Source organism: Amycolatopsis halotolerans (assembly GCF_042647905.1).
Taxonomy (GTDB): Bacteria; Actinomycetota; Actinomycetes; order Mycobacteriales; family Pseudonocardiaceae; genus Amycolatopsis; species Amycolatopsis halotolerans.
Genome location: NZ_JBHRWI010000004.1, coordinates 251,665 through 269,858 on the forward strand (window position 1 = coordinate 251,665; position 18,194 = coordinate 269,858).

At 68.5% G+C, this 18,194-nt stretch carries 17 protein-coding genes; 14 read left to right on the top strand and 3 right to left on the bottom strand.

Going from position 1 to position 18,194, the window contains the following annotated elements:
- Positions 1–13 precede the first annotated feature (13 nt).
- From ACFORO_RS03765 to ACFORO_RS03785, 5 genes are all read left to right on the top strand, one after another.
- A complete protein-coding gene (locus tag ACFORO_RS03765; protein WP_377869487.1) occupies positions 14–448 on the top strand; it encodes a TetR/AcrR family transcriptional regulator in 435 nt (144 codons plus the stop codon).
- 9 nt (positions 449–457) lie between these two features.
- Complete coding sequence (locus ACFORO_RS03770) at positions 458–1,135, top strand: haloacid dehalogenase type II (RefSeq protein ID WP_377869488.1); 678 nt, start codon at positions 458–460, stop codon at positions 1,133–1,135.
- A 26-nt stretch (positions 1,136–1,161) separates the two neighbouring features.
- Positions 1,162–2,712, top strand: a complete 1,551-nt coding sequence (locus ACFORO_RS03775; RefSeq protein WP_377869489.1) for a hypothetical protein — start codon at positions 1,162–1,164, stop codon at positions 2,710–2,712.
- Positions 2,713–2,791: 79 nt separating this feature from the next.
- The gene (locus ACFORO_RS03780) at positions 2,792–3,406 is read left to right on the top strand and encodes a ClpP family protease (RefSeq protein WP_354741407.1); all 615 of its coding nucleotides are present in this window, start codon (positions 2,792–2,794) and stop codon (positions 3,404–3,406) included.
- The gene (locus ACFORO_RS03785) at positions 3,403–3,993 is read left to right on the top strand and encodes a ClpP family protease (RefSeq protein WP_344266854.1); all 591 of its coding nucleotides are present in this window, start codon (positions 3,403–3,405) and stop codon (positions 3,991–3,993) included. The genes ACFORO_RS03780 and ACFORO_RS03785 overlap by 4 nt, the downstream gene beginning before the upstream one ends.
- Before the next feature lie 222 nt (positions 3,994–4,215).
- Here ACFORO_RS03785 and ACFORO_RS03790 read toward each other — a convergent pair whose 3' ends face one another.
- Positions 4,216–4,563 (bottom strand): helix-turn-helix domain-containing protein, encoded by a 348-nt coding sequence (locus ACFORO_RS03790; protein WP_354741405.1) that lies wholly within the window; start codon positions 4,561–4,563, stop codon positions 4,216–4,218.
- Positions 4,564–4,626: 63 nt separating this feature from the next.
- The gene (locus tag ACFORO_RS03795; RefSeq protein WP_377869490.1) at positions 4,627–5,070 is read right to left on the bottom strand and encodes a hypothetical protein; all 444 of its coding nucleotides are present in this window, start codon (positions 5,068–5,070) and stop codon (positions 4,627–4,629) included.
- 129 nt (positions 5,071–5,199) lie between these two features.
- Here ACFORO_RS03795 and ACFORO_RS03800 point away from each other — a divergent pair, with 129 nt between their 5' ends.
- The 3 genes from ACFORO_RS03800 to ACFORO_RS03810 are packed head-to-tail and all read left to right on the top strand — an operon-like array spanning position 5,200 to position 8,815.
- Positions 5,200–6,534, top strand: a complete 1,335-nt coding sequence (locus ACFORO_RS03800; RefSeq protein ID WP_377869491.1) for a pyridoxal phosphate-dependent decarboxylase family protein — start codon at positions 5,200–5,202, stop codon at positions 6,532–6,534.
- Between the two features lie 60 nt (positions 6,535–6,594).
- Entirely contained in the window at positions 6,595–8,022 is a 1,428-nt protein-coding gene (locus tag ACFORO_RS03805; protein WP_377869492.1) for an MFS transporter, read from the top strand.
- A 52-nt stretch (positions 8,023–8,074) separates the two neighbouring features.
- Positions 8,075–8,815 carry a sugar phosphate isomerase/epimerase family protein gene (locus ACFORO_RS03810; protein WP_377869493.1) on the top strand — a complete coding sequence of 247 codons (741 nt, stop codon included), beginning with the start codon at positions 8,075–8,077 and terminating at the stop codon, positions 8,813–8,815.
- Here the strand turns inward: ACFORO_RS03810 and ACFORO_RS03815 are convergent, their stop codons facing one another.
- Positions 8,816–9,622, bottom strand: a complete 807-nt coding sequence (locus ACFORO_RS03815; RefSeq protein WP_377869494.1) for an RraA family protein — start codon at positions 9,620–9,622, stop codon at positions 8,816–8,818.
- 150 nt (positions 9,623–9,772) lie between these two features.
- Between ACFORO_RS03815 and ACFORO_RS03820 the strand changes: the two genes are divergently transcribed.
- The 6 genes from ACFORO_RS03820 to ACFORO_RS03845 all read left to right on the top strand — a co-directional run bounded on the left by ACFORO_RS03820 (position 9,773) and on the right by ACFORO_RS03845 (position 18,164).
- Positions 9,773–11,023: an alpha-L-fucosidase gene (locus ACFORO_RS03820; RefSeq protein ID WP_377869495.1), complete on the top strand. Its 1,251-nt coding sequence runs from the start codon at positions 9,773–9,775 to the stop codon at positions 11,021–11,023.
- On the top strand, positions 11,016–12,857 hold the full coding sequence (locus tag ACFORO_RS03825; protein WP_377869496.1) for a heparinase: 1,842 nt from the start codon (positions 11,016–11,018) through the stop codon (positions 12,855–12,857). The genes ACFORO_RS03820 and ACFORO_RS03825 overlap by 8 nt, the downstream gene beginning before the upstream one ends.
- A 269-nt stretch (positions 12,858–13,126) precedes the next feature.
- Positions 13,127–14,371: an ABC transporter substrate-binding protein gene (locus ACFORO_RS03830; RefSeq protein WP_377869497.1), complete on the top strand. Its 1,245-nt coding sequence runs from the start codon at positions 13,127–13,129 to the stop codon at positions 14,369–14,371.
- Positions 14,350–15,300: a carbohydrate ABC transporter permease gene (locus tag ACFORO_RS03835; protein ID WP_377869498.1), complete on the top strand. Its 951-nt coding sequence runs from the start codon at positions 14,350–14,352 to the stop codon at positions 15,298–15,300. Before ACFORO_RS03830 ends, ACFORO_RS03835 begins: the two co-directional genes overlap by 22 nt.
- A gap of 11 nt (positions 15,301–15,311) precedes the next feature.
- Positions 15,312–16,190 carry a carbohydrate ABC transporter permease gene (locus tag ACFORO_RS03840; RefSeq protein WP_377869499.1) on the top strand — a complete coding sequence of 293 codons (879 nt, stop codon included), beginning with the start codon at positions 15,312–15,314 and terminating at the stop codon, positions 16,188–16,190.
- 30 nt (positions 16,191–16,220) lie between these two features.
- Positions 16,221–18,164 (top strand): right-handed parallel beta-helix repeat-containing protein, encoded by a 1,944-nt coding sequence (locus ACFORO_RS03845; protein WP_377869500.1) that lies wholly within the window; start codon positions 16,221–16,223, stop codon positions 18,162–18,164.
- Positions 18,165–18,194: the final 30 nt, after the last annotated feature.

The following is an 18,194-nucleotide window of genomic DNA, read 5'->3' on the forward strand; positions in this document are numbered from 1 at the left end:
GCGGGGATGCGTCATGGTGACGCCGGTCGGCGTAACGGCGCGGGAGCTGTTTCTGGAACACGGCTACGCGGCCACCGCGCTGACGCAGGTCGCGCGCCAGGCCGGGGTCGCGCCGAGGACCGTGTACGTCCGCTTCGGCACCAAGGCGGCGTCGTTCCGGCGGGGCATCGATGAAGCGCTCGTCGGCGACGCGGAGCCGGAAATCGCCGAGGCGGCACAGTCGGGGCGACGCGAAACGGCGCGACTGTGCCGGGAATTCTGGTCCCGCGCGGGGCGTGATGGCCTTCTTGCGTCCACTATGGACATTGAACAACTCGCGAGCACCACGGACGCCTTGCTGTGCGCGGACACGATCGTGCATCTGCGTCGCGTCCAGGACTGGGCCGCGGCGGAATACGGACGCTGGCTGCGAACGGCGCTGGTTGCTCTGTGCGGGACGTCCGGATAGGTTGCGATCATGGACATCGATGTGCTCGTGTTCGACGTGCTCGGCACACTCGTCGACGAACCGGCCGGAATCCGGGCGGGGATCCGGAAATTCGCGCCGTCGCTCGCTGACGCAGAGGTCGAACAGCTGCTTTCTGTGTGGCAGAAGCATGTTGAGCAGGAGCAGGGCCGGATCGTCGCCGGAGAACGGCCGTACGTCGCGAGCGACGTCATCGACCGGGAAGCCGCGCAGGCCGTCGCGGACGCAGTCGGCACTGGGGACGCGGCTGAACTGGCGCTCGCGGCTCGCCAGCTCCCGCCGTGGCCGGACACGGTGGCCGGGCTCGCCCGCCTTGCCGAACGATTCCCGCTGGTCGGGCTTTCCAACGCCAGCCGCACCGTGCTGCTCGACCTGTGCGCGAAGGCCGGGCTGCGCTGGCACACCGTGCTGTCCGCCGAGGACGCCCGCACCTACAAGCCCGCTCCGGACGTCTACCGGCTCGCCATCGACGTCGCTGGCCGCGCGCCGGAACGGCTGCTGATGGTCGCCGCGCACGCCTGGGACCTGCGCGGGGCGCAGGAAGCCGGATTCCGGACCGCGTACGTCGGCCGTCCGGTCGGCGACCCGCCAGCTCCCGCCGACCGGTTCGACCTCCAGGCCGACGGACTCGCAGACCTCGCCGACCAGCTCGAGCGCGGTCGCGACTGAACTCCGGACCAGGCATGATTTCGGGAGTGACTGCGCCCCGGGTGACCGATCTCAGCGACTTCGAACGCCGGTTGGTCGAGTCGGCCCGGGAAGGCGAACTGCTCGGCGCCGGCCAGATCGACGTCGCCGACCTGGCCGAAACCGAAAGCCCGGACCACCTCGTGCGCGCGGAGGTGCTGCGGGACGTGCTGCTCGGCAGGCACGGCGACCTCGACCCGCGCGGGGTCATGCTGGCCCGCGCCCGCATCACCGGCGAACTGAACCTCGACGGCGCCACCGCGACCGCCGGACTGATGCTGTTCACCTGTGTCTTCGACCAGCCGGTAGAGGTGCGCCAGGCGACGCTGCCGCACCTGTACTTGATCGGCGGGCGGATGCCGGGCCTGCACGCGTCCCGGGTGCGGATCGCGGGCGACCTGCACCTGTCCGACGGTGTGCGGATCACCGGCACCAACTCGGACGGCGCGATCCGGCTGATCGGCGCGCGCATCGGCGGCAGCCTGCTGTGCCGGGACGCGGAGATCGCCAATCCGGACGGGCTCGCGCTGGAGGCGAGTTCGGCGGAGCTGGGCAGCGGCCTGTACCTGCACCAGGGAACGCGGATCACCGGCTCGTCGGCCGACGGCGCGATCCACCTCAACGGCGCGTGCATCGGCGGTTCTCTTGAGTGCCAAAGCATCAAGGTCTCCAACGACATCGGACCCGCTATCGAGGCGGACACCCTGACCGTCGGCCGCAGCATGCTGATCCGCGACTCGGAACTGGTCGGCAACGGCGAAATCGGTGCGGTGCGGTTGCAGGGCGCGCAGATCGGCGGGCAGCTCGAGTTCTCCGCGACCACGCGCGTCACGTCGCCGGAGGGGAGGCTGCTCGGGCTCTCCGACGCGAAGGCCACGACGGTGTTCATGCCGGGCGACCTCGTCTGTCCCGACGGCAGCACCGGTGCCGATTGCGCCCATTTCGAACTGGCCTGGCTGGACGGATTCACTTACGCGGCAATCGATCCGTCGTTCGGCTGGCGGCGGTGGCTGCACCTGCTCCGCTGCCACACCGAGTACTACGACGCTACCGGTTACCAGAAGCTGGCGGCGGTCGAACGGACCGCGGGCCACGACGGCAACGCTCGCACCATCCTGATCGCCCAGCAAGACGACCTGCGCCGCCGTTCGCCGGACGCTCTCGGCGGGCGGATGTCGCGGCTGTTCCACTGGATCTGGGGCGCGCTGGCCGGATACGGCTACCGCGCGCGGCGCACCGCGGCGGCGTTGCTGCTCGCGCTCGTCGCGGCCGGAGTGCTCGGTTTGTGGGCTGGGACAACGGAAACCCGGCCCGGGCACCACGCCGCGGAACGAGTCGCGAGCGGCGCCGCGTGCTCGCCGATCGAGTTGATCGGCTTGGGGCTCGACCGGGGTCTGCCGATCGCGCCGACAGGTCTGCGGAGCAAATGCGACCTCGACACGGCGAGCGCTTCCGGCCAGGTCTTCACGGCCGCGATCTGGGGCGTGCAGGTCGCGGTGTGGGGTCTCGCGACGCTGGCGCTGGCCGGGTACACGAACCTCGTCCGCAAAACCGGCTGACTTCCCGCGCTGCTCACAGCAGATCTGCCGTCGGCAGCGAAAGCAGCGGCGGCCGGGGCCGCGACGGCACAGTCGAGGCATGACCAACGAATCGACTCCGCCGATGTTCGACCAGCGGCTCCGGGAACGGTTCCTGAGCCAGCGGGTCCTCGTACTGGACGGCGTGCTCGACGACGACAACGGGACGGTCCTCGCGACCCAGATGCTCTCCCTCGCCGGCGAAGACCCGGTCAAGGACATCGCGTTGTGGATCCACTCACCCGGCGGTTCGGTCCCGTCGATGCTCGCGATCCGCGACGTGATGCGGCTGGTGCCGTGCGACGTCTCGACGCTCGCGCTCGGGCTGGCCTGCAGTGCCGGGCAGTTCCTGCTGTCCGCGGGCACTCCCGGGAAGCGATTCGCCCTGCCGCACGCGCGAATCCTGATGCACCAGGGTTCGTCGGGAATCGGCGGCTCGGCCGTGGAGGTCGAGGTGCAGGCCGACGACCTGCGCTACACCCGCGACACCGTGCTGGGCCTCACCGCGCAGGACACCGGCCAGCCGTTCGACCGCATTTTCGCCGATTCCCTGCACGACCGGTGGTACACCGCCGCCGAGGCGCGGGACTACGGCTTCATCGACCAGATCGTCGACCGCCTGGAGCAGGTCGTGCCGGTGCGCACGCACGCGATGGGCCTGGGGGTACGCGCATGAGCACCTACACCATTCCGAACGTCGTGACCCGCAGTCCCGGCGGCGAGCGGATCATGGACGTCTACTCGCACCTGCTGTCCGAACGGATCGTGTACCTGGGCACGGCGATCGACTCGGGCGTCGCGAACGCGTTGATCGCGCAGCTGCTGTTCCTGGAGTCGGACAACCCGGAACAGGAAATCAACCTGTACATCAACTCCGAGGGCGGCGACCCGGCCGCGATGCTCGCGCTGTACGACACGATGCGCTTCATCAAGGCCCCGGTGGCGACGACCTGCGTCGGCCAGGCGGTCGCGACGGGCGCGGTGCTGCTGGCCGCCGGTGCGGAAGGGCGGCGATCGGTGCTGCCGCACGCGCGGGTGGTGCTGCATCAGCCCGCCGCGCAGGGACGCGGGACGATCCCGGACCTGATCCTGCAGGCGGACGAGGTGGTCCGGGTCCGGACGCAACTGGAGGAGATCACGTCCCGGCACACCGGCCACGACGTGGCGGAATTGCGGCACGACACCGACCGGGACCGGGTGTTCGACGCGGCCGGCGCGGTGGAGTACGGGCTGGCGGACCAGGTGATCGCCGCTCGTCCGTGAGGCGGGGTTCGCGGGCCGGTCTGGGGTTCCGGCCTGCGTTGCGTGAGGGGAACCCTGAGGGACTCAGAGTCCCTCAGGGTTCCCCTCACGGACGCCCGACTCCGCCGACCTGGGCAAACCGCACCCGCAGCGCCGCCTTAAGTCCCTGGCATCGGAACCTGATTCCCCCAAGGGGCCCCGCACGGACTTGAACCGGCCAGTTCGGCGGCGGCGGACCGTGGTTCAGGCGGCCATCAGCACGGGTCCGGCCGGACGGCGCGCCGGGCGCGGTCCCACCACGCTGATCCGCCGGATGTCCCCGGCGATCCCGTTCAGCAGACCGGCCAGGTTCACCCCGAGCGCACCCGTCACCGCGGCGATCATCTCGCTCGACGGTTCCTTCCGGCCGCGCTCGATCTCGGACAGGTACTGCGGCGAGATCCCGGCCCGCTCGGCGACGTCGACGAGCCGCTCGCCCTGTGTCTCCCGCTCGGCGCGGAGACTGCGGCCGAGCACCTCGCGCCACAGCGGTTCGGCCTCGTCGTCCCGGACGGGGGCGCGGCGCTGGTGGAAAGGAAGGATGTCCGCCATAAGCCCAGCCTGGCATCCGCCGGGGCCGGATGGACAGCCGTTCCGCTCAGGGCAGAACGGCCCTCATCCGACGAGCTGGTTGCTGAGCATGATCATGCCGAGGATCAGCGCGATCGCCGACACCGCGATGCCCACCGCCGACAACGGCTTCGCGGTGCGTCGTCCGATGACGCCGACGAGTCCGCAGGCCAGCCCGGCCAACCCGAAGGGGAGCGCGAGGTACGCCCGGATGCCGGACAGGTCGATCGGCAGCAGCGGGAGCACGCAGCCGAGGAGGCCCAGCACCAGCGCCGCGACGCCCAGCCAGACGCCGTTCGCCGGAGCGGGCGCGGCCCACGGCTGGGCGGGCGGATAGGGGCTCGGATACTGCTGGGCGTTCGGCTGCCCGGCCCATTGCTGCGGCTGTCCGGCCCACTGCACCGGTTGCGGCGCGGGTCCCGGCATCGGAGCGGGTTCTCCCGGCGGCATCTGCTGCGGCGCGGGTCCGGACTCCGGGCCATCGGTCATGGGAAAGCTCCTCACCGCGCGGAAGAAACGTCGTCACACCTTAGATCGCCGGCGCGAGAAGCCCAATCCGCTGCCCTCGGGTCGATAGGGTGCCCGAGAGGCAGCAACCGGCGACCGACGAGGTGACGCATGGACCGGCGCGAACTGATCGACCAGGCTCTCCTCGGCGTCGAGGCGTGGGAACGCAAATGGGGTCCCTACACCCCGTCCCCGGCGAGCCGGCCGGACGTCGACCTCCCCGCGCTGCTGGAGGACTACGCCGCCCGCATGGACGCGTCCTTCCCCTTCTTCCACCCCCGCTACGCGGGCCAGATGCTGAAACCGCCGCATCCGGTCGCGGTCGCCGCCTACCTCGCCGCGATGGTGGTCAACCCGAACAACCACGCGCTCGACGCCTCGCAGGCCACCTCGCCGATGGAGGTCGAGGTCATCGCGGACCTGGCGCGGATGTTCGGGTTCGCGCAGCCGTCGCTCGGGCATCTCACCTCCAGCGGGACGATCGCGAACCTCGAAGCCCTTTGGGTCGCCCGCGAACTCGCCCCGGGCAAGGCGGTCGTCCATTCGCAGGACGCGCACTACACGCACGGCCGCATGTGCCAGGTGCTCGGCGTCGAATCCCGCGCGGTTCGGGCACTTCCCGACGGGCGCGTTGATCTGTCAGCGGTCGAAGCCGAAGTCCGCGGCGGCGGGGTCGGGACCGTCGTGTTGACCCCAGGAACTACCGGGCTCGGGGCGGTCGATGACATCCAGCAAGCTCTTGCGCTGAAGGAACGTTACGGCGTCCGCCTGCATGTCGACGGCGCGTACGGCGGGTTCTATACCTTGCTGGACGAATATGAGGCCTACCGTGCGATCGGCTCGTGCGATTCTGTCGTGGTCGACCCGCACAAGCACGGGCTCCAGCCGTACGGATGCGGCGCGGTGTTGTTCGCGGACCCGGCGGTCGGCCGGTTCTACAAACACGATTCTCCCTATACCTACTTCACTTCCGACGAGTTGCACCTCGGAGAGATCTCCCTGGAATGCTCCCGCGCCGGTGCCGCTGCAGGCGCACTTTGGCTTACCCTGCAGGCATTTCCGCTGGAACGCGACCGCGGCCTCGGGAAGATGCTGGCCGCCTGCCGCCGGGCAGCGAACGATTTCGCCGCCCGCATCAAGGAATCCGACCGGTTCGCCTTGCACCTCGAGCCCACTTTGGACATTGTCACCTACTGGCCTCGCCGCGCCCGGATGAGCGAGATCACCGAATCCGCCAACACTATCCTCCAGAACGGTATGGCCGACACGGAAAACCCGCTGTATCTGTCCACTTTGCGCGTGGACGCGGACGCTTTCGCCGCGCTGCACCCGGAGATCGAACGCGACTCCGAGACGGTGACGATCCTCCGCTCGGTGTTGATGAAGCCGGAGCACGAGGCCTGGATCCCGCAGCTCAAGCAAGCGCTCGACCGGTTGGCGGAGTGAGTCCCGGACAGCGGGACTGACCCGCTCAATCCGGACGGACCGCCGGTTACATCGGTGCGCATGGCTGAGGAACCGCGCACCGCAGAGCGGTCGAAAGGGTATTACGTGCTGATCGTCGTGGCGATCGCACTCCTGACCGAGAACGCCAACTTCGAGTTCACCCTCGTCGGGGTGGGCCTGCCCGACATCGCCGCCGCCTTCGGCACCGGCCAGGTGGCGCTGGTGATGACCGTCGTCTTCGTCGCGTCGCTCGTGTTCCTCCCGATCGCCGGGAAACTCGCCGACGCGCACGGCAAGAAGAAAGTCCTCCTGGCCGCGGCCGTCATGTTCGGCGCCGGGTCGCTGATCTGCGCGCTGGCGCCGGTGTACTGGCTGTTCCTCACCGGACGCGTGCTCCAGTCCGCGTTCGTCGTCGCGTACGTCGCCGGTTACGGCCTCATCCGCGACCTCTTCCCGCCGCGATGGGTGCCGCTCGGCGTCGGCGCGCTCGGTGTCGGTACCGGCGTCGCCGCGTTCGGCGGTCCGCTGCTGGGCGGGTATTTGGTCGACGCCTACGGGTTCCGCAGCGCCTTCTGGTTCACGCTCGGCTACGACGTCGTCGTCTCGACGCTCGTACTGCTTGTCGTTCCCGAAACCCGCGTGCGGATCAAACGGCGCATCGACGTCGCCGGCGGATTGCTGCTCGGGGCCGGGATGGCGGTGCTCGTGCTCGGGTTGGTGGAAAAGCATTACCTCGGTTACGCCGTGGCGCTTTCGGTGGTATTGCTGGTGCTCTTCGTGATTGTCGAGCGTCGCCGTGCCGAGCCCTTGATCGATCTGACGCTGGTATCTCAACCCAAGGTGTGGCTGACACTGCTCACCTCGGGAACCGCCATTTTCGTCACCACCGCCAACAGTTCCGTGCTCATCCCGCAGTTGCTTCGTACTCCGCACGTTCCCGGGGTCGCGGAGCGCGGTCTGGGTATGACTGCTTTGGAATACGGCGTGAGCTACGGTCTTCCGTTCGGACTCGTCGGCGCGGCCGCGGGTTACGCCGCCGGGTGGGTGTGCCGGAGATTCGCGCCGAGAACTGCTTTGCTCACCTCGATTATCGGCACGCTCGGGGGAGTGGTGCTGATCCTTTTCGGACAGTTGAGCGGACCGGTCCTGATCGTGGTGATCGCCGCGCTCATGGGCATCGGACTCGGATTTCTCTACGCTGGGGCCAACAATCTCGTCATCGAAGCGGTGCCCGCCGAAGCGCAAGGTGTCACGACTTCGTTGCTGTACACCGCACTCGGCGTGATGAACACGCTCGGTACGGCCATCGTCGGCTCGATTACCGCCGCGAATCAGGTCCAGATCAGTTCCGGTAAGTCGATCACCAGCGACACCGGCTACCAGGCGGCGTACTTCGTGCTGCTCGGCGTCAGCGTACTCGCGCTTTTGCTGACTTTTGTGATGCGGCACGGCCGGACTCCGGCCACCGGCGGGACGGCAGCCGCGTAAGATTACTGCTGTGGCAGACAGCCGAAATGCTTGCGCAGACTGGAAATTCGCGGTGAGCACACTGGGGATGCCCGGCATTCCAGTACGTGAGTCGGCTGCGATCGCCGCCGCGCACGGTTGTGCCGGGCTGGAACTTCGGGTGCACGCGGACGAGGAGGTCCACTTAGGACTGAGCAATGCCGCGGCCGTTCGCGAACAGATCAGCGAAGCGGGGCTGGAGATTTCCGCGCTGGCCGGCTATGTCCAGGTCTGCGCACCCGGCCCCGGCGTGGTGGACGAACTGCGCGCGCTGATCGACCTTGCCGCGCGGCTGCACGCCCCCGCGATCCGGGTCTTCCCCGGCGGCACCGGCGAGGACGGCCGTGCGGTGGAACGGATCGCCGCGGTACTGCCGGACCTCGCCGCGGCGGGAGTCCGGCTGCTCGTCGAGACCCACGATTCCCACCTGACCGCCGAATCCGTGCTGCGGCTGGTCGAACCGTTCGCCGACCCGGCACGGGTGGCGGTCCTGTGGGACGCGCTGCACCCGTGGCGGGCCGGCGAACCCCCGGCGCGGACCCGGGCACTGCTGGGGGAGTACCTCGGGTACTTCCAGCTCAAGGACGCGGCCGCCGGGCTGACGCCGGTCCCGCCGGGCGAGGGGGAGGTCCCGCTCGCGGAATGCGGACGTCTGCTGCGGCCGTGGTCCGGCTGGATTTCCCTGGAATGGGAACGCGCCTGGCATCCGGAGATCGCGCCGATCGACGTCCCGCTGCGCGCGGCGGCGCGATGGCTCGCGCGCTGGGGCGGCTGATCAGCCGGAGGTCCGCGCCGCCGTGTACTCCTCCAGCCCGCGCCCGGTCAGCGGGTAGTAGTCGGACAACCGGCCGCCCTCGTCCAGCCGACGTCGCGCGAACGCTTCTTTGTCCTGGTGTGCAAGAGAATCCTCGGCGATCGCCACCGCCTTCTGCTGCGGCACCACCACCGCGCCGTCCTCGTCGGCCACGATCAGATCGCCCGGCGTCACCAACGCGCCGCCGGCGCCGACCGGGACGTTGAACGCCGCCGGGAACAGTTCGGTCTGCGACGCGTAGTGCGGCGTCACCCCGGTGCACCACACCGGCACACCCAGCGCGCGGATCCGCGCGGCGTCGCGCACCCGGCCGTCCACCACGATCCCGGCGCCGCCGCGCAGCTTGAAATAGCGCACCAGCATGTCGCCGAGACAGCCGGTGAAGTGGCTGCCGAACGCCGAAACGACCAGCACGTCACCCGGTTCGATCGACTCCAGCACCTGCCACAGGGCCGTCTTGCGCTCGGCGTCCTCCTGCGCGGTCCCGGAGAAAACGTCCTCGCGCTGCGGCAGGAACTGCAGCGTCACCGCGCCGCCGACCACCTTGACGTCCGGCGTCCGGTGCAGCGGGACCGGGCCGTCGAGGAAGGTTCGCGTGATGCCCATCTGGTGCAGCTTCGCGCACGCCGTCGCCGCGCTCACGTCGTCCAGCGCCTCGACCATCCGCGCGGTCGGCCGGGTGAACGTCGCGGTCTGCACCGGCGCCAGCTTCGAGTCGTAGGTGTCGGTTTCCCCTGCCGGGACAGCCTGCCGGCCGTTCGCGTCCATTGCGTGCCTCTCCGCGCGTCGCCGTCCGAGTGACGGTGACATTATCGTCTATCGATGGTAGATGTAACCGCCGACGGCCGAGGGCTGTCAACCTCGGAGACCCCCGAGGTCCCCCGAGATCCCCCGAGGTCCCGCGGAAGGGAGACCGCTGTGCCCGCATCCCCGGATTGGTTCGAGCCCGCCCGGTTCGGATTGTTCGTCCACTTCGGCCTCTACAGCCTGGCCGCGCGGCACGAATGGGTCCGCAGCCGCGAGGCGATCCCGGACGCCGAGTACGACCGCTACCTCGAACGCTTCGACCCGGACCAGTTCGACGCCCCGGCGCTGGCCAAAGCCGCCCGCGAGGCCGGGATGCGCTACGCCGTGCTGACCGCCAAGCACCACGACGGCTTCTGCCTCTTCGGCTCGAAACTGACCGGCTACCACTCGGTCCGGGTCACCGGCCGTGACCTGGTCGCCGAGTTCGCCGACGCGATGCGCGCCGAAGGAATCCGCGTCGGGCTGTACTACTCGCTGCTCGACTGGCACCACCCGGACTTCGAGATCGACCGCTACCATCCGCTGCACGCCGACGCCGCCGCGCTGGAACAGCCCCGCGACATGGCGCGCTACCGAGAATTCCTGCGCGGCCAGGTCACTGAGCTGCTCACCGAGTACGGCGACATCGACCTGCTGTTCTTCGACTTCACCTACCCCGCGAAGGGCCCCGAAGACTGGGGTGCGGAGGAACTGCTGGCCCTCGTCCGGGAACTGCGTCCGGGAATCCTGGTCAACGACCGCCTCGGCATCCCCGGCGATTACGTGACGCCCGAGCAGTACCAACCGGACCGTCCGCTGGAACGCGACGGCGTGCCGGTGCGCTGGGAAGCGTGCCACACGCTCAACGGATCCTGGGGCTACGACCGCGACAATCACGAGTACAAAGACCCCGCGCTGCTGGTGCGGATGCTGGTCCAGTCCGTGGCGTGCGGCGGAAACCTGCTGCTCAACGTCGGTCCGACCGGTCGCGGCGCGCTCGACCCGCGTGCCCGGGAGACGCTCGCCGCCATCGCCGGGTGGATGCGGCTTCACGAGCGCTCGGTGCACGACGCCGGTCCGGCGGAGTTCACGCCGCCGTCGAACGTGCTGTACACGCAGGTCGGCGACCGGCTGTACGTACACCTGCTGTCGTGGCCGCTCAAACACCTCCATCTGCCGGGGCTGGCCGGTCGCGTCCGGTACGCGCAGCTGCTGCACGACGGTTCGGAGGTGCGGTTCCATCAGCTCGACGGGGAAAACCACGAGCACAACAACCTCGCACCGCCGAGCCAGGACGCGGGCACGCTCACCCTGACCCTGCCGATCATCGCGCCGGACGTGCTGCTCCCCGTCCTCGAGCTGTTCCTCGACGCCGATGCGTGAGCGACTGTCCGAAGTGGACCTGACCGAGCCGAACCTGCCGGACGTCACCGATCGTGCGGTCTGGGATGCGACGGAATCCTCGACGCGGCAAGACATTCTGGTCGCCGCCGCCATCGAGCTCGACCGCCCCATGCCGCAACTGCTGGCCGGAGACTGGGCGCGCCCGCTGCGCGACGGCAACCGCAGCGCGTACGAGACGAAGGCCCGGCAGCTGAAGGAACGCGTCACCGTGCTGGTGCTGGCCGCCGTGCTGACCGGCGAAGTCGCGCCGGCCGCCGCGCCGCCGGGGGAGTGCCCGCACCTCGACGCGGCGATCGACGGCCTGGTCGCGCTCGCCGAGGCGACCAGCTGGTGCTGGGCCCCGCACGACCGGTTCACCGCGGCCCGCGGCGACGTCCTCCCGGACCCGGACGAACCGTTCCTCGACCTCGGCGCGGCCGACGTGGTCTCCCTCTTCGCCTGGGCCGACCAGGTGCTCGGCCCGCATCTGGACCTGCGCGCGCCGGGCCTGCGCCAACGTCTTCGCCGCGAGGCGGACCGGCGCGTGCTCGGTCCGTTCGAGCGGATCCGGGACTGGGCGTGGATCGGCGCGGACGGCACCGCGAACAACTGGAATCCCTGGATCCACGGCGCGGTTCTCGCCGCCGCGGTCTTCCTGTGCGACGACCGGCCGCGCCGGACTCGGCTGGTGCGGCTCGTCCGCGAAGGACTCAACCACTACCTCGCCGCACTGCCCGACGACGGTGCGATCGACGAGGGCATCGCGTACTGGTGGCAGGGTCCGTGCCGGTTGCTGGAAGCGCTGGATCTGCTCGCGGAGGTCGGCGGTCCGGACGTCCGCGAGCCGTTCGCCGAGCTGCTGCGATATCCGCAGCGGATGCATCTCGGCGAGGATTGGTATGTCAACGTCGGGGATGCCTCCGCGCGGCTGCTGCTGTCTCAACCCTGGCATGTGCCGTATCAGTGGGGGCGGTTGCTCGGTCAACCCGAGACGGCGACACACGCGGCGGCCGGTGCGCGATTGTCCGGTCGCGCCGTGCATCCGGTGACTGGGCTCGGCCGCGCGCTCGCCGCGTTGCGGGATCCGCACTGGTGCCGGGCCGCTCTCGACGACAACCCGGAGACGCCGTGGCTGGCGCGCGAATCGTGGTTTCCGCGAGTCCAGATTCTGGTGGCACGCGAGGAAACCGGCCGCGTCGACGGGCTCGCGGTGGCGGCGAAGGCCGGGCACAACGGGGAGCACCACAACCACCTCGACGTCGGCACGTACTGGGTCGCGCTCGACGGCCGTCCGATGGTCGTCGACGCCGGACGGCCGACCTACACCGCCGCGACGTTCGGCCCGGACCGGTACGCCGCGTGGCCGTTCCGCAGCGCTTGGCACAACGTCCCCGAACCCGGCGCGGAGCAGGTGCCCGGCGCTGGGTTCGGGGCCCGCGCGGTGACGGCCGATCTCAGCGAGCCGAGCCTGCGCGCTGAGCTCAGCGGCGCGTACCCGGACGGTGCTGTGCCGCGGTGGCAGCGGACGGTACGGCTGTGCCGGGCGGAAGGCGAGGTGGTGGTCGCGGACGAGTGGGACGGAGATCCGGAACCCGTTTTGCTGCACCATCTCCTGGCCGGTTCGGTCGAGTGCGGCGACGGCTGGGCTGTGGTTGCCGCGGACGGCCGGACGTTGCGGCTGGCGTGGGATCCCGCGGTGGCGGTCGCGGAGCTGCACGAGCAGCCGCTCGACGATCCGCTCCTGCGGCTGAACTGGGGGAACGCTCTCACCCGGCTCAGCCTGCGGGTCACCGATCTGGCCGCGCGCCGGGTCGAGGTGCGCTGGCGACGGTGAAAATCCGGTCTTGAACAGGCGAGGGACCGGGTCTACGATCATCTATCGATAGACGATGGATAAGGATTGATCGTTTCCCGCGTCAAACCGGCGTCCTGGGGTTGGCGTCGCGCGGCGCTGTCCCCGGCGTCCCCGTGCGCCCATGTGGTTGTGAATTCCGTTGCGGCACAGGCGTTTCGCTTCCGATTCGTTATTGACCGTACCCAGGGCGCGTGGTTTCATCTCGACTATCGATTACTCGCGATTACGCAATGGAGCGTGTGGCTGACATGAGAAAACACTGGCGCCGAGGCACCGCTGCCGTTGCGGCGACGATCGTGCTCGGCTCGACCGCGGCGTGCGGCGGCGGGGCGTCCGACGCGTCCGGCGAGACGACGTTGCGGGTGATCGTCAACATCACCCCGAACCTCACCCAGGAGTACTGGAAGGGCCTGTTCGCCCAGTACGAGCAGAAGCATCCGGGCGTGCACGTCAAGCTGGAGCTGACCGGCACGATCTCGGCGGGTGCGAAGCTCAACCAGGACCTCGCCGCGGGCGATCCGCCGGACATCGCCCAGCAGATCATCCCGACCAAGGAGAACGCGCAGCTCTTCACGGATCTCAGCGACCAGGAGTGGACGAAGGACACGCCGCTCGCGCAGCAGCACGAGATCGAGGGCAAGCGCTACCTGGTCGGCGTCGGCGAGCAGATCCAGTCGCTGGTGTTCTACAACAAGGCCGCGTTCGCGAAGGCCGGGGTCGACCCGGCGGCGATCAAGACTCTCGACCAGTTCACCGAGGCGATGGGCAAGCTTAAGGCGGCGGGCTTTCAGCCGCTGCAGACTGCGGGGCAATGGGTTCCGGGCGCGCAGTTCTCCATGACGGCCGACGCGGGCGTGCTCACCGCCGATCCGGAGTGGACAGTGAAGCGCACGGGCAAGAAGGTCAGCTTCGCCGACAGCGGCTACGTGAAATACCTGCAGCGCTACCAGAGCTGGATCCAGCAGGGCTACCTCCAGAAGAGCGCGCTCGGCCTCACCTACACCGACGGGCAGGCCGCGTTCCTCGCCGGCAAATCGGCGATGTACGTGATGGGCTCGTACTTCGTGCCCTCCGCGGACAAGGCGAAGAAGAGCGACGAGATCGGCGTGTTCAGCATGCCGACCGACGGCGCGTACCCGTCCGGCCAGTTCGGCAACGTCGCGGATCCGTACGTGGTCGCCGCCGCCTCGCCGCACCCGCAGGAAGCGACCGAGCTGGTGCGCTGGCTCGTCACCGACAAGGAGGCTGTGCGCAGCCAGCTCGCCGCGGACGGCAACCTGCGCAAGGGCTTCACCTACGAGATGTCGAGCCTGGGCAAGCAGGTGCAGCAGATCCTCGAAGCCGCGCCGTCGGTGCTCGTGAAGGCGGGCGAGCGCCAGCCGATCGACGGGTACACCACCGAGCTCAACACCCAGGTGCAGTCCCTGTACACCGGCTCGTCGGCGCAGCAAGTCGCGGAGGGTTTGGACAAATGGTGGAACTCGCAGAGCTGACCAAGCCGGTAGCGGCACCGCCCGCGCCGCCGCGGCGGAACACGCGGCCGCGAGGCGTCCGGCTCCGCGCGGCGGCTGTCTCGCTGGGCATGAGCGGTCCGGCGGTGCTGCTCTACACCGTGCTCACTGTCGTGCCGGTCGGGGTCGCGATCTATCTCAGTTTCACCGACTGGAACGGCTTCTCCAAGGCGGTGTTCGTCGGGCTGAAGAACTACGCGAAGCTGTTCTCCGACCCGGCGTCGGGCCGCGCGTGGTACGTCACCGGCATCATCTCGGTGGCGGGTACGGTGCTGATGGTCGGCGGCGGGCTGGTGTACGCGCTGGCCTTGCGCGGACGGTCCAAATGGAACTCGTTTTTCCGGGCGCTGGCCTACTATCCGCACGTGATCAGCGCGCTGATCCTGGGCTATCTGTGGGCGGCGATCCTCGGCACCAACGGCGCGATCAACAGCACGCTGCAGAAATTCGGGCTCGGTCCGATCGGATTCCTGTTCGACGAGAAGCTCGCGCTGATCGCGTTGATCTGGGTCATCGTGTGGGCCGGGTTCGGCTTCAACGTGGTGCTGTTCGTCGCCGCGCTGCAGACGGTTCCGGCGGAACTGCTGGAAGCGGCGGCGATCGACGGCGCGTCCAAAGCGCAGATCAACCGGCGGATCGTCGTCCCGATGATCGCCCCGGTGGTCACCGTCGCGACCGTGCTGAACCTGGTTGGCCTGATCCGCGCCTACGACCTCGTCGTGAGCCTCACCGGCGGCGGTCCGGCCGGTTCGACCCAGACGTACGGATATCTCATCCTCGCCAAATCGTTCGAGGGCACCAAAATCGGTTACGCGACCGCGCAGGCCGTGTTCCTGATGGTGGTCTCGGCCGCGCTCGCCCTGCTGGTCACGGCATTGCGCAACCGGCAAGACCAAGCCGCGGCCGGATAAGGGGGCAAGCAGTGGTGGTACAGGTGCGGCCGCGGGCTGTTCCGGCGAAGCGAGTCACGGATCGCGAGGGCGGCGTCGTCCGGTTCGTGCTGCTCGCCGGGCTCCTCGTGGTCATGGTGGTGCCGGTTTACCTGTTGCTGGTCAACAGTTTCAAACCGCAGGAAGACATCGTCAACAACCCGTTCGCGCTGCCGATCGGGAACTTCACCTTCGATTTCATCAAGGCCGCGGCGACGAGCCCGGACTTCAATGTGCTGCAGGGCTACGGATTCACGCTGTTCCTCGTCGTGATGGTGGACATCTTCTGCATCGCGCTCGCCGGACCCGCGGCGTACATGATCGCGCGCAGCCTGAAGAAACGCACCCAGTTGCTGCTGCTGTACTTCCTGGCGGGCACGTTCATTCCAGGCGCGGCGCTGGTGATCCCGGTGATCTACGTACTGCGTTCGGTCGGCCTCGCGAACACCGTGACCGGCCTGATCGCGCACGACGTGGCCTCCACGCTGCCGGTGAGCATTTTCCTGTTCGTCGGCTTCATCCGCACCATTCCGGTCGACATCGACAACGCGGCGACCATCGACGGCGCGGGCCGGTACCGGACGTTCTGGATGATCATTTTCCCGCTCATGCGCCCGGCCGTGGTCACCGTGCTGATCCTCAATTCGATCGGCATCTGGAACGACTTCGTGAGCCCGCAGATCCTGCTGAGCCCCGGGTCCGGCCACTACACCGTGACCACCGCGATCTACGCCGGGATCAGCCAGTATTCGACCGACCTGACGAAGGTGTTCCCGAATCTTCTGCTGGCGATCGCGCCGGTGATCATTTTCTTCGTCTACATGCAACGGCACATCATCAGCGGCCTCACCGTCGGGGCCGTGAAGGGCTGAGTCTCTCTCATAAGGAGTAAGGACAATGCAGTGCTGAGGAAGGTCGCGGTCCTGGCGGCCGCATTCGTCACGACGCTCGCCGTCGCCCCTGCCGCTTCGGCCGCCGGGCGCACGTTCTACGTGGCCACGAACGGTCACGACACCGCGAACGGGCAGGCCCCGACCGCGGCGTTCCAGCACGTCCAACGATGCGCCGACGTGATGGTGGCCGGTGATACCTGCGTCATCGCCGGCGGCACCTACCGGGAAACGGTTAAGCCAGCCAATTCCGGTACTGCCGGAAAGCCGATCACCTATCGCACCGCGCCCGGCGAGAAGGTGACGCTGAGCGGGGCGGAGCCAGTGCGCGGCTGGGCGAAGGTGTCCGCGGCCGACGTCGCTGCCATTGCCAAGACGGACCCGTTCGCCGCGAACTCGTCGTTCAGCCAGGCGGTTTCGGCGGGGAATGTCTACAGCACCGCGGTGGATCTCGGCAGCGATGTGACCACCGTGCAGGTCTTCACCGACGGGACCATGGGCGTCGAAGCGCAGTGGCCTTACCCAGGCCTGGACCTGGTGACGCCGAAACTGGCGTACGCGGGCGCAGGCAGCGCGGACGCGACCATCGTCGACCCAGGCATGACCCGTCCGGCCGGATACTGGAACGGCGCTCGCGCGCTGACCGGATACTGGTATGTGTCGGCAACGTCCACAGTGGCCAGTTCGGCAGTGGGCTCGGTGACGTTGGCCGCGGCTCCGCCGTGCACGCACAAGGTCGTGCCGACGGACACGCGGTATTCGCTGTCCGGCAAGATCGGCGAGCTCGCGAATCCGGGGGAGTGGTTCTACGACACCACTGCCAAGCGGCTTTACGTGTACAGCACGGACAACCCGACCGCACACAACGTCGAGGCGAAACGACGCAAACTCGCCTTCGATCTCACGAACAGCAGCTACACGAACCTGACCGGACTGACTTTGTTCGGCGCTTCGGTCCAGACCGGTTCTTCGAGCACGAACGTGTTGCTGGACAAGATCAATGCCCATTACCTGTCGCACTACACCGACATCACGCAGGGCGCGACGGACTGCGGTTCCACCGTCACCCGCGGCGTCGCCGACACCGGCCTAGTCATCAACGGCACGAACAACCAGGTCGTCAACAGCAATCTCGCCTACAGCGCAGGCAATGCGATCGCGTTGCGCGGACAGCACAATACCGCTTCCAACAACGTGATCCACGACGCCGACTATCTCGGCACCTACGCGGCTGGCATCGCCGTGGCAGGCAACAGCCAAACCGTGCAGCACAACACGATCTACCGCGTTGGCCGGAGTGGCATCAACCTGCAATGGGACGTCGCGACGGGTACGACACCCGGCCCGGACCGGATCGCATACAACGATATTTCCCAGTACGCACGGCTGAGCCTGGATACGGCGGCGATCTACACCTGCTGCGCCTCCGACATGCTGCGAACGTCGATCGACCACAACATCCTGCACGACGGCACGCCCACTCCCGGCGTGAACCCGTTCGCCGTAGCCGGGATCTATGCCGACAACGGTCAGAGCAACCTGACCATCGCGAACAACGCGGGTTGGAACAACCTCGAGAAAACCGTGATGCTGAACGGTCTCGGTTCCGGTTCGCGCGACAACCTCGTCTACAACAACACCGGCGGCGCGACGTTGTTCTACGTCAAGGGACCGGGGCAGTCGACCGGAACCAAGCTGTACAACAACATCGGCGAGATCGTCGGCCTGGCCGGGGCGACCGACGGCGGAATGCTGATCTCGAACAACCTCCCGGCAGGCACCGACCCGAAGTTCGTCGACGCGGCTGCCCGCGACTACCGGCTGAGCGCGGATTCCCCCGCGCGCAACGCGGCGATCCCGTTGCCCGGCATCAACGACGGCTCCACCGACCCCACGCCAAGCCTCGGCGCGTATCAGTACGGCGCTCCTAAGTGGACAGCTGGAGCGACGCGGTAAAACTGGCGGCGCCCGGAACGGTCCGGGCGC

Bases quoted from the DNA above. Each gene is read 5' to 3' on its own strand.
- ACFORO_RS03815 (WP_377869494.1), bottom strand. From the start codon at position 9,622: ATGGACGCGAACGGCCGGCAGGCTGTCCCGGCAGGGGAAACCGACACC.
- ACFORO_RS03790 (WP_354741405.1), bottom strand. From the start codon at position 4,563: ATGGCGGACATCCTTCCTTTCCACCAGCGCCGCGCCCCCGTCCGGGAC.
- ACFORO_RS03805 (WP_377869492.1), top strand. From the start codon at position 6,595: ATGGCTGAGGAACCGCGCACCGCAGAGCGGTCGAAAGGGTATTACGTG.
- ACFORO_RS03830 (WP_377869497.1), top strand. From the start codon at position 13,127: ATGAGAAAACACTGGCGCCGAGGCACCGCTGCCGTTGCGGCGACGATC.
- ACFORO_RS03780 (WP_354741407.1), top strand. From the start codon at position 2,792: ATGACCAACGAATCGACTCCGCCGATGTTCGACCAGCGGCTCCGGGAA.
- ACFORO_RS03785 (WP_344266854.1), top strand. From the start codon at position 3,403: ATGAGCACCTACACCATTCCGAACGTCGTGACCCGCAGTCCCGGCGGC.
- ACFORO_RS03825 (WP_377869496.1), top strand. From the start codon at position 11,016: ATGCGTGAGCGACTGTCCGAAGTGGACCTGACCGAGCCGAACCTGCCG.
- ACFORO_RS03800 (WP_377869491.1), top strand. From the start codon at position 5,200: ATGGACCGGCGCGAACTGATCGACCAGGCTCTCCTCGGCGTCGAGGCG.
- ACFORO_RS03765 (WP_377869487.1), top strand. From the start codon at position 14: ATGGTGACGCCGGTCGGCGTAACGGCGCGGGAGCTGTTTCTGGAACAC.
- ACFORO_RS03770 (WP_377869488.1), top strand. From the start codon at position 458: ATGGACATCGATGTGCTCGTGTTCGACGTGCTCGGCACACTCGTCGAC.
- ACFORO_RS03795 (WP_377869490.1), bottom strand. From the start codon at position 5,070: ATGACCGATGGCCCGGAGTCCGGACCCGCGCCGCAGCAGATGCCGCCG.
- ACFORO_RS03835 (WP_377869498.1), top strand. From the start codon at position 14,350: ATGGTGGAACTCGCAGAGCTGACCAAGCCGGTAGCGGCACCGCCCGCG.